General features: G+C 37.7%; 10 protein-coding genes. 7 read left to right on the plus strand and 3 right to left on the minus strand.

Features of this window, described 5'->3' with window-relative positions; genetic code table 11:
* Positions 1-284: 284 nt before the first annotated feature.
* The 7 genes from F6K18_RS14725 (at position 285) to F6K18_RS14755 (ending at position 5,534) form a co-directional block, all read left to right on the plus strand.
* The gene (locus tag F6K18_RS14725; RefSeq protein WP_287521842.1) at positions 285-545 is read left to right on the plus strand and encodes a hypothetical protein; all 261 of its coding nucleotides are present in this window, start codon (positions 285-287) and stop codon (positions 543-545) included.
* A complete protein-coding gene (locus tag F6K18_RS14730; protein ID WP_287521843.1) occupies positions 545-682 on the plus strand; it encodes a PIN domain nuclease in 138 nt (45 codons plus the stop codon). The genes F6K18_RS14725 and F6K18_RS14730 overlap by 1 nt, the downstream gene beginning before the upstream one ends.
* A 719-nt stretch (positions 683-1,401) precedes the next feature.
* The gene (locus F6K18_RS14735; protein ID WP_287521845.1) at positions 1,402-1,647 is read left to right on the plus strand and encodes a hypothetical protein; all 246 of its coding nucleotides are present in this window, start codon (positions 1,402-1,404) and stop codon (positions 1,645-1,647) included.
* Positions 1,647-1,985: a PIN domain-containing protein gene (locus tag F6K18_RS14740; protein ID WP_287521846.1), complete on the plus strand. Its 339-nt coding sequence runs from the start codon at positions 1,647-1,649 to the stop codon at positions 1,983-1,985. Before F6K18_RS14735 ends, F6K18_RS14740 begins: the two co-directional genes overlap by 1 nt.
* Before the next feature lie 330 nt (positions 1,986-2,315).
* The gene (locus F6K18_RS14745) at positions 2,316-2,885 is read left to right on the plus strand and encodes a transposase (RefSeq protein ID WP_287521848.1); all 570 of its coding nucleotides are present in this window, start codon (positions 2,316-2,318) and stop codon (positions 2,883-2,885) included.
* Positions 2,886-3,089: 204 nt separating this feature from the next.
* Positions 3,090-4,571: a tetratricopeptide repeat-containing sulfotransferase family protein gene (locus tag F6K18_RS14750; RefSeq protein WP_287521849.1), complete on the plus strand. Its 1,482-nt coding sequence runs from the start codon at positions 3,090-3,092 to the stop codon at positions 4,569-4,571.
* 51 nt (positions 4,572-4,622) lie between these two features.
* Complete coding sequence (locus F6K18_RS14755; RefSeq protein WP_287521851.1) at positions 4,623-5,534, plus strand: hypothetical protein; 912 nt, start codon at positions 4,623-4,625, stop codon at positions 5,532-5,534.
* A gap of 29 nt (positions 5,535-5,563) precedes the next feature.
* On the opposite strand, the gene F6K18_RS14760 is transcribed toward F6K18_RS14755, so the two are convergent.
* The 3 genes from F6K18_RS14760 to F6K18_RS14770 form a co-directional block, all read right to left on the minus strand.
* Positions 5,564-6,541, minus strand: a complete 978-nt coding sequence (locus tag F6K18_RS14760; RefSeq protein ID WP_287521853.1) for a tetratricopeptide repeat protein — start codon at positions 6,539-6,541, stop codon at positions 5,564-5,566.
* Positions 6,542-6,558: 17 nt separating this feature from the next.
* Positions 6,559-7,209, minus strand: coding sequence for a class I SAM-dependent methyltransferase (locus F6K18_RS14765; protein ID WP_353735083.1), 651 nt, complete (start codon positions 7,207-7,209; stop codon positions 6,559-6,561).
* A 62-nt stretch (positions 7,210-7,271) separates the two neighbouring features.
* On the minus strand, positions 7,272-10,844 hold the full coding sequence (locus F6K18_RS14770) for a tetratricopeptide repeat protein (protein WP_287521854.1): 3,573 nt from the start codon (positions 10,842-10,844) through the stop codon (positions 7,272-7,274).
* Between the last annotated feature and the right edge of the window lie 27 nt (positions 10,845-10,871).

The following is a 10,871-nucleotide window of genomic DNA, read 5'->3' on the forward strand; positions in this document are numbered from 1 at the left end:
GATTGTGTTGTTGAATTTTTAACTTTTTTGCAGGTAAGAGTTTCTTTGACTTAGATGAAAAAGGAATTTTGGGGGTAAAATAATATTTTTGAGTATATTTATGGTTGGGTTGTTATGGGTAATGAGGGTATGAGTGCTGGACAGTTGTTGAAGCAGGCTAATAGGTTGAATAGGAAGGAGAGGTTAGATAAGGCGATAAAATCCTGTAAAATGCCCTGGATAATATTGCAAATAATTAATTGATTTGTTATTATAATAATCTGAGATTATAGGAGATTATTGCTATGAATCAAATCAGCGATACAGATAAAATTATGCTAGAAAAGTTTCATCAACTTTCATTAACACAACGGCAAAGCATCAAGGATTTTCTAGATTTTTTGCTTAGTCAAAATCATTGGAGTAATTCGGGAAATTCATCGGACAAGGAAGAGGAAAAACAAGTTTCTTTCTATGAAGCAACTAAAGAAATGGCAGGCGCTCTTGATTTTTGCCCTGGTGACTTGTCAACTAATAAAAAGTATTTGGAAGATATTGGTAAATAATGAGTCAGAAAATAATTATAGATACAGGTGTTTTAGTTGCTTACTTGAACAAAGGCGAGAGATTTCACGAATGGGCGAAAATTGAGTTAAGCAAAATTAATCCTCCTTTATTAACTTGTGAAGCTTTCAAGAATTAAGAATTTAGAATTAAGAATTTAGAATTACCTCTCCTTGAAAAGAAGAGGATTGACAAAGAGATGAAAATTTTTATTTATTATCCCCTTAAAAGGGGAGGCTTTAAACCACAATATTTCGGTAATTGTTGAGTCTTACTTTTTGCTCAAAAGCACTTATGGAGTTGTGGATATGATTTTTTCTTTGTTACGGACAAAGCAGATAACAATTCCTTTTTTTTTAACAAATGAAATGGCATAAATTGAAGTGTTAATGAAGCGCTATCAAAATGTACCAATGTCACTTCAGTTATCAGTTAGTTATCAGTAACTCGTAGCTGTTAACCTGTAGTTTTATTTTAACGCTGGATAGTGATTTTCGGATTTATCGAAAACATAGAAATGAAGCTATAGATTTGATTATTCCTGTTGATTTGTGATGGAATAAGTTGATGATAATTAGATGGTCTTTTTCTTTCAGAAATAAGATAATATTATTGAGTGGATTTGTGGTTGGGTTGTTATGGGTAATGAGAATATGAGTGCTGGACAATTGTTGAAGCAGGCTAATAAGTTGAAGAGAGAGGGGAGGTTAGAGCGGGTAATATGTTGCTCTCTTGCTATTCCTTACTAAAAGCTACTAATTATCTCTTGTGGTGTTACAATTGATAATGAAAACTATCTCAAATTATTAATTATCCATTAGTAAAAATAACTAAACTTGGACATTATTAAAATTAAAGATGTTAAAGACGTTTTGGGGTAAAGTTAAACAAGGGAAAATCGAATTGTTGGAACCATCAGAGTTAGTAGAGGGAACCCAGGTGCTGGTAACTCTGATTCCCAATAATGAAAGTGACGGGGAGGAAGATAAGTCCCTCAAAAGTATTCCACGTCAGGGAGATTTTATTGATGAGTTAAAGGCTAATCCTATTAGGGTTAGAAATTGGCTGAAGTTAAATAGGGAAGAACTCCACGATCGCTCTTGATGAATAATACAATTAAACAGGTTTTTGTTGATTCTAATATCTGGCTTTATTGTTTTCTAAGTGGGCAAGATAAAGACCCAAAAGAAGATGCTAGAAAGCGAATGATTGCTAATAGTATTACTGATGTGGAAGGGATTGTTATTAGTACCCAAGTGATTCATGAAGTTTGTTCGATTCTGAAGCGAAAGGTAGGTTTTAATGAGGAACAAATATTGAAATTAATTGAGTCTTTTGAGAGGCGTTATCAAATAGTACTAGTTGATTTATTCATAGTTAAAAATGCTTCAGAGCGAATTTTTTCTATTAACTTTCTATCATATAGCATTTTCAAATTTTAGTAAATTAAAAATAATGGAAGTTAAAGACTATGCCCTATTTTCTATTCCTGAAATAAGAAAGTTTCTTTGACTTAGATGAAACGGGAATTTTTGGGGTAGGATAATATTTTTGAGTAGATTTATGGTTGGGTTTTTATGGGTAATGAGGGTATGAATGCAGGCCAATTGTTGAAGCAGGCTAATCAGTTGAAGAGAGCGGGGAGGTGGGATGAGGCGTACAATAAGAAACCCGGTTTCTTTGAGAAACCGGGTTTCTCTGGCGGGGGAGGATGTCTTGACAGAAAAATTGCTTTTTTGTTATAATCTCGCTGTTAAACTAGAGCGATCGCTATGCCACGCCGTAAAGTTATTCTTGAAGCTGGTAATTATTACCATGTTTACAATCGGGGTAATAACCGTCAGCTTATATTTTTAGAACGGGAAAACTATCTTTATTTTTTGCGTCAGTTACAAGCTCGCTTAGTTTCTCAGGGTGTGGATGTTATTGCTTACTGTTTGATGCCAAACCACTATCATTTGTTGGTTTTTTTGCAAACGGAAGATTTTTCTAAGTTGATGCAGGGGTTTTCCCTAGCTTATACTAAAGCTATTAATAAGCGTTATCAAAGAGATGGTTCGCTGTTTCAAGGGCGTTTTAATGGGATTCGAGTTGATAGCGACGAATATTTATTAACTCTAACTCGATACATTCATCTCAACCCAGTTCGCGCTAACTTAGTGGAGAATGCAGAAGATTGGGAATTTTCTAGTTACCAAGAATATATCAAGTTGCGTCAGGGGAACTTGCTGAAGTTGGATGAGATGCGATCGCTTTTCGACAGCACAGAGCAATATCGTTCTTTTGTCGAAGATGCGACAATTAGCGAGAAGTCAATTCAGCATTTAACTTTTGAGGAGTAGTCATAAGAAACCCGGTTTCTTGAAGAAACCGGGTTTCTCAGCATTAGTCCAAACCGGGTTTCTCAGCATTAGCGGGAGTTACGGTTGGGAGATTTACTATATAGCCTTTTCAAATTGTAGTAAATTAATGATAAAGTTGGGAAATAATTTTTGTAGATTTTGAATCTGATAATATTATATATTTAGATTGAGATTTTGGTTTTTATGGGTAATAAAGCTATGAGTGCTGGTCAGTTTTTGAAGCAGGCTAATCAGTTGAAGAGAGCGGGGAGGTTGGATGAGGCGATCGCTCTTTATCATCAGGCTATTGAAATTAATCCTAATTTTGCTTGGTTACATTCTAATTTAGGCGATGCTTTAGCTCAACAAAATTACTTTGATGAAGCCGTAGCTTGCTTTAACCAAGCTCTCGAAATTAGTTCTGGTACAGCTTTTTTCTATTACCAGTTATCTGAAGCTTTCGGCAAACAAAATAAATTCAATCAAGCTTTAATTTATTTCGATACACTTATAAAAACTCATACAAATCTAGAGAAATTAAATTTATATACAAAAGGATTAAATAGCAATTATTTTTCCCAGAAAAAAATCAAAAAATCAGAACTTTGGAATGCTTTAAAATTTGCTATTATTTTAGAGCAAAGAGGTGAAATTAAAGAGGCTGCAAATCTTTATAAAAAGATTATTGAAGATAGTCCTTATCAATATTTTGAAATTTATAACAAACGGGGAAAGTTACTTCTAGAAATGGGAGAGCGGAAATGGGCAGTTAATAATTTTGAAAAAGCTGTATTTCTTAATCCTAATTCAGCCGAGTATTATCTGAATTTAGCAGAAGCAGTAAACCGTTGGAGTCTATCTGTAAAATATTATCGAACAGCAGTTAAATTGAATCCAGTCGCTTTGAAAAAATACTATGATACAATTAAGCCTAATAATTCTGAGGAGATTAAAGTTAAAAATCCAGTATTTGTGGTTGGTTGTGGGCATAGTGGAACTTCAATAATGTTAGCTTTGTTGGGTAGTCATCCTTCTTTTTATCCAATACCTTATGAAAGTGCAATATTTCTGCACAATCTCAGGAAAATTGAAGAAACAATGCAAAATTGGGATGAAGAATGCTTGGCAGCAGGAAAAAGTCGTTGGGTTGAAAAAACTCCTCCCCATATTTTTCAAATTGGAAAGTTTCTTAAAATTCGCCCTCAAAGTCGGTTTATTCTGATGTTAAGAGATGGGAGAGATGTTGTTTGTTCTCTAAAGGATAGACCAGATTCGGGCTATGATAAATTTTGGGAACGCTTAGACCGATGGATTTATGATAATTTAGCTGGATTACTTTATTGGGATGACCCTAGAGTTAAAGTTGTTAAGTATGAGGATTTAGTAACTAATCCTGAAGCTACTTTGAGAAATATTTTACATTTTCTAGACGAAAAATATGATGATAAAATTTTGAAATTTCATCAGACTGAAAGGCGTTGGTACAGTTCAGAAATTATTAAACCTGAGAAAATTAATAGCATTACAGAACACAAACAATATCGTAATTGGCAAATTAATCAGCCTTTGTTTGATGGTCGTGGTCGATGGAAGGAAGAAATGACAGAGGGAGAAAAAGTTATTTTTAAGAAAAAGGCGCAAAAGTATTTATTAGAGTTTGGCTATGTTGAAGATGATAATTGGTGAGTTTACTTTTAATTTGATCTAACCCTTGATATTAGAAACATATATTTATTTATGAATACTATTAATCTGAAAATTCAAGCAGTACGCTGCCAAAATAATCCAATTTTATATCCAGATATGGCTGGTTTAAAAGGTGAAGTTGGTTCTAATATTAATGGTCCATCACTGATTCGGGTTCCAGATTGGATTGAAAATCCTTTGGGTAACTATTATCTTTACTTTGCTCATCATCAGGGTAAGTACATTCGTTTAGCATATTCTAATAATATTCAAGATTCATGGACGGTTTACCAGTCAGGAACGTTAAAGTTAAATCAAACTGTATGCCAAAATCATATTGCTTCTCCAGACGTTCATGTAGATGATAAAACCCGTGAAATTAGGATGTACTTTCATGGCGTTCATCCCTCCCATGGTCAGGTAACTTTTTTAGCAACATCCAAAGATGGCTTGAACTTTACTCCATCCTCGTCAGTTTTAGGACCATTTTATTTCAGGGTGTTTAAGTATGGTGGGTGGTATTATGCGATCGCTAAGAACAAAAATATTGGTGGTGTTTTACTGCGGTCAAAGGATGGGATAACTGCTTTTGAAAGAGGACCAGAGTTTATTCCTAACCTTCGACACACTGCTGTATTGTTGAAGGGAGATAATTTGATGGTGTTTTATTCTCGTATTGGGGATGCACCCGAATCTATATTAATGAGTTATGTGGATTTAAAGCAGGACTGGAAATCTTGGGCACCATCTCCACCTATTCCTGTTTTAGAACCTGAAGAAGATTATGAAGGGATAAGTTTTGCAATTGAACCTTCACAAAAGGGAGCAGCTAAAGGAAAAGTTCGGCAGTTGAGAGATCCTGCGATTTATCAAGAAGATAATAAACATTACATTCTGTATTCTATTGCAGGAGAGTCAGGTATTGCTATTGCTGAATTAAAGTCGATTGTTGTTAGCAACTGAATGTATTGAATTTCCTCTCACTGTTTAGTTTATTTAAAAACAGTCCTCACTCTATCCCATTTTTTATTTGATTCTGTGTGGTAGATACATATAAGACGACGACATGGAGACTCTACTTCTTGTATAATATTTTGGTAGTTAGGCTCTCGTCCAAACCAACTATTCATTTTTTCTAGATCTACCGGATCGTGTATATGACTTTTTGTTTGACCTTTTGGCCATTTGTAGGGCACAGAAACCACTAACAGGCGCGCAGTTTCTAGTAATTTATGGCAGAAAGCTTCAGCATTTGGGACGTGTTCAATTACCTGAAGGCACGTCAACAAATCGAAACGTTTTTCTGGACTATACTTCAAAAAGTCTGTTGTCACAGCCACAATACCGGGAGCTTTGTAAGGTTTCCGCAAGTCTATGGAGTAGCGTTCCGGAATCCATGTAAACCAATCGAGATAAGGACACCCATTAGAACCTACATCTATAATTGAACCTGCACCGCTGCCAAGCTTGTGAATAATTTGCCTAATTGCAAAAATATAAATATGTTTTTCTCGTTTAGACCAATATGATGATTTTTGGTTCGTTATTTCATCTTGAAGATTTATTGATATACCCTTACTTCCTTTACTCTGAGAATCAACAGATGGCTCTAATAGCAAGTCTATCTGGGGAAACTTCTCTTGAACCTCAACCATCTTTGTTTCCACTTTGATTGCTTCTTCTTCCCATCCTAATAGCCTCAAAACCCGTCGTAAATCAACATAAGACCCAGCCAAATCTGGTTTTAACTCCACGGCGTTGCGATATGCTCTAACAGATTCTTCCAAGCATCCTAAACGCTCTAATGCTTCTCCTAACTTATGATAAGACCAGTGAAAAGTTGGATTATCAGCGATCGCCCTATGATAAGCAGTAACTGCTTCTTCAAATTTATTGCTTCGCAAAAACTGATTACCTTGTCTGAAGTCACTAGCTCTCATCTTTAAAACCTCAAATTTAATATTTGCCATACAATTTAGGAGTAGTATTATTTCCTATCAGGTTTCTGAGCTATACCCCAAGCAAAGCTAGGTTCTTCAAATTTATTCACATAGCCCAAATGAGGAACAATCATTTCCCATACCATACGAACACCTTTTGCATCTTGCTCATCCTGAGAGTAACGCTTCCAGGGGCTTTCGGAAATCGGCTTACCACGAAGGGACTTAGATACCGTCCATTCGAGGTCATCAAAGATAATCCAACCACCCGGCTTTAGCAACATATCAACAAGTACAAAACCATAGCCAGTTACATCCCAAGTATGGCCACCATCTAGATAGCAAAGGTCAAACTGTGGTCGGGGTGTTTGCTGGAGCATTTTTCCCAGTTCCCAGAGATAAGAGCGATGTGCGTAGATAGGATCGACACGATGAGAAAGACCTAGCTTTTCCAAAACTTCATTGATTGAAGGTTTGCGCTTAACTGCGTAGCGCATATCAATTGTTGTCAGGTGACCGAATCCTCTGTCTTCCATTATGGCTGCAAAATAGGCGCTACTCTTACCCTGGAAAAAGCCTAACTCCAGGACATTTTCAACCTCATGCTTTGTCATAAAGTCGCGTAGGAAAGAGGCTCGATCCTCTTTCATATATTTCAAACTGCCAAACGTCTTTGTGACATTATCAAAATGTGTCATCTGTAATTCTTGAATACCTCAATATGTACAACTATAAAAACAAACTCTGGAAATAACAACTATTACCTTACTGCTAATTTATCAATTTTTCCATAGGTTTCCAGGACATTCAGGCGGTCTGAAAACTTAGTCAAATCACAGTTTTGCCTCACAAATTCTCGACCTACTTTAGCACGATCTAGATATTTACTTTCGTTTGACCACAACTCCTGTACTCTAGAATTTACATCTTCTGGATTTGCATATAATACTGAATCCCCAAAAGTTTCTTTAAACTGATAAGGTAGAATTACAGGAATACCCACTGCCATAGCTTCCATAATTGCACGACCAAACTTCTCTATATAATTATTATGGGGATAATGAATGAAGAAGTCCAAATCTTCTAGAAACTCTTGCACACTTATGCTATCAAAAGGTATTACTTGCCAGTTTTGAGGTTGTTCCCCAATTAAATCAATTGGAATTGTCGCACCCCCTAACAACCTAACTTCCCAAGGCAGATTTACACCATAAGCTTTCTTCAAAGCAGTTAACTCTTCTGGCCATTTAGTGTAGGCATCCCGTCCATGGCGACCAACTACTGGAGTTTTTCTTTCTTGGCCACGCCAGCGAAGTGTTTGTCTACACCATTGCTCAACATCTATCATCGGATACCAAGGATTTGGGTAAGGGTTTGGATAACGTTTATCTTCATTCATTAGTCGTTTCACCCATGATGAAATCGGTATCCAGAAGCCCTCTTGCCCGAAAATACTCTTGAGATTTGCCCTGACAATATGTGGATCGTACTGAGAGTCGGAACCATCAACTAAACGTGCAGCAAATTGGTTAATGATCACAATTAATTTTGTAGTATTTATGTAAGGCAAAGCATCTGGCTTATGCTGAATGATGGCTGGATAGCCAAACAGCACAAAATTTGCATCTACCCGATCTCCGGGAGTTAGTATGTCTACCCCATATTCTACGCAAACATCATAAAAGCGATAGTTAAGTTTTTGTGGTTTCAACTCATATTTTCGCCAATGTACCACTGCTACCTTCATTCCTAGTCTACAAGCTGCAACAATATAGTTGAGAGTAGATACAAAAGCTCCACCTTTTAGGGCAAAATCTGATATTACAATCAAATCATAGCAGTGAAGTTCTGACTTTTTGATATGATTACCTAGAGGTAAAGGAAACTGCCCGCCGACAGCAGAAGGCTTTGGTGATACTTGAAATTCTGGCTGAGAGTGCCAATACTCATAAGCATCTCGATAATGCCATCTTACTCCAAAGTCTATTGTCTTGACATGAGTAGCTTTCGCTCTGGTTAGGGAATTTTGCCTGGAAAGACCGAAAGAAAGCATTGTTTCTTTTGGTATGTTGTAAATTGCATTTGAACCATAAAATTTAGTTAATCTAGTTCTAAACTCTGCATCACCGCTAACCCTGACACTATTCCAGCCTCCGAGTTTACCTAGTATCTCTCTTCTGAACATCAGAGATGAAAAGTTCAGGTCAAAAAGGTTAGGACCTGGTTTCCATTTTCCAACTACCATGATATTTTCATCGACTCGCAACCAATAAGACATCACAGCAATACAAGAGTTTTTGGATTTCATGACATCGATCTGATACTCAATTTTCTGTGGGTGTGACCAGTCATCACTATCATGCACCATAATTAATTCACCTGTGGCAACTTCTAATCCACGGTTTCGTGTTGGGTATGCACCTTCATTGATCTCTTTAGTGATTAGCTTAACCCGATCGTCCTGTTTAAGATATTCAGTTACTACTCCACAGGTATTATCATTACTACAATCATTGATAACAATAATTTCGATATTTTTCCATGTTTGTGCTAGTAAACTTTCAAGAGCAATGTGTATGGTTTTTTCTGCATTGTAGGCAGGCATAATAACAGATACTTTGCTTTTCTGTTGGGTTATTTTTGCTTTAGCACTTGCAGTAATATTAGAAATGTGTAGTGGCAAACTAGCATCTTTTAATTTAAGCGGTGCAATTCCAACTTTTTCGTATACCTTATTAATATAAGCTAACTGCAAATAAGAGGCTTCAGATTCTTTTCCTTCTGCTAAACAAATCAAACGTTGGGTGTTTCCTTTTAAAAGTAAAAAATCTGCTCTCTCTCCTCGTTCTTTGATAGCGAAGTTTAAACGCTCATCAGCTAGCACAATGCGATCAAGCTGGATCAAACATTGAACCTCCACAAGCAAAATCTTTTGCTCTGGCTTTTTCTGAAATATTTTAATTAGCTCAATATTCTCTAAACATCGCTCATAATTAGCTTCTAGATAATACCACTTAACTAACTCCCAAGCTGCTTCACTGCGTTCTCTTTTTGATGCAGTTGGGTTATGTGTGATTTCTTCAAGTGCAGGAAGTGTGTATCTTGAGTAACCGCCCCATAGCCTTACCCCTAAACTTTTCGCAGAAAAATTAATCGGCCTAAGAAGATTTTTACAGGTAGATACTTGCGACTCTGTGCCTACAACACTAATTTTTGAGTTTGTTGCTTCTCTTTTTTCAGAGTCTCTTTTTTTGATTGAAGAGGAATCATTTTTTGTCTCCGCCTCCGCCGTCAACTTAAATGCTTTCTTATAAACCTTAACAGCCTCATCCTTCTCCCCCAACTCCCTTAAAACATCCCCCAACTGCTGCCAAACCACACCAGACCCCGGATGCAACTCAACCGCCTTCCGCAACTCAACTTCCGCCTCCAGCCACCTACCCAACCGCATCAACCCATACCCCAACTGATGCCTAACCACAGCAGACTTCGGACTAACCTCCACCACCAACCTATACTCAACAACAGCCTCCTCCCACCTACCCAACTGCCCCAAAGCATAACCCAAATGATGCCTCACCTCGGCCCCAACAAAACCCAAACTAATCGCCCGTCCATACTCAACAACGGCCTCCTCCCATCTACCCAACTGCCCCAAAGCCTGACCCAAACCAAACAAAACCTCACCAGACTCCCCAGACAAAACCACCGCCTGACGATAAAATTCCACCGCCTCCGACCATTGTTCCAACTTACCCAAAGCCTCAGCCAAACCCAAACAACAATCAATCCCACCGGGACTCATCTCCCAACTCCGACGATAAAACTCCACCGCCTCAGACCATTGCTGCTGCCCAGACTTAGCCGCCCCCAAATAATAATAAGCCTTTGTCTGTAAGGACGTGCCACCGAACTTCCCTGCATTTGCATACAACATATTTACCACTTTGTCAAGACACTGTTCTGCCTCCGACCATTGCCCCAACTTCACCAACACTGCTCCCAAACCAAGATAAAACTCCGGCACATCGGTCTTCTGGTCCACCGCCTGACGAAAATAACTCATAGCCTCCTGAAACTGACCTTTACCCTGTAACAAAACCCCCAACTTGTAGAGAGACCAGGAAGCTTGAGGATTTATGGCCACAGCCTGACCAAAAGCAGCGATCGCCTCTTCTATCTGCCCCACCTTAACCAAAGCCTCCCCCAAATTATGATGAGCATGGGAAAAATCAGGATTAAGAGCGATCGCCTCACGGTAAGCAGCCACAGCATCATCGAGCTTGCCCTCCCGCAACAATTGATTAGCAGTTTTGAAATTAGTTTGAACCATAATTGAAGTCAAAAGTTAAAAGTCAAC

Origin of the sequence: Okeania sp. SIO2C2 (genome assembly GCF_010692625.1) — a bacterium.
Classification (GTDB): Bacteria; Cyanobacteriota; Cyanobacteriia; order Cyanobacteriales; family Microcoleaceae; genus Okeania; species Okeania hirsuta.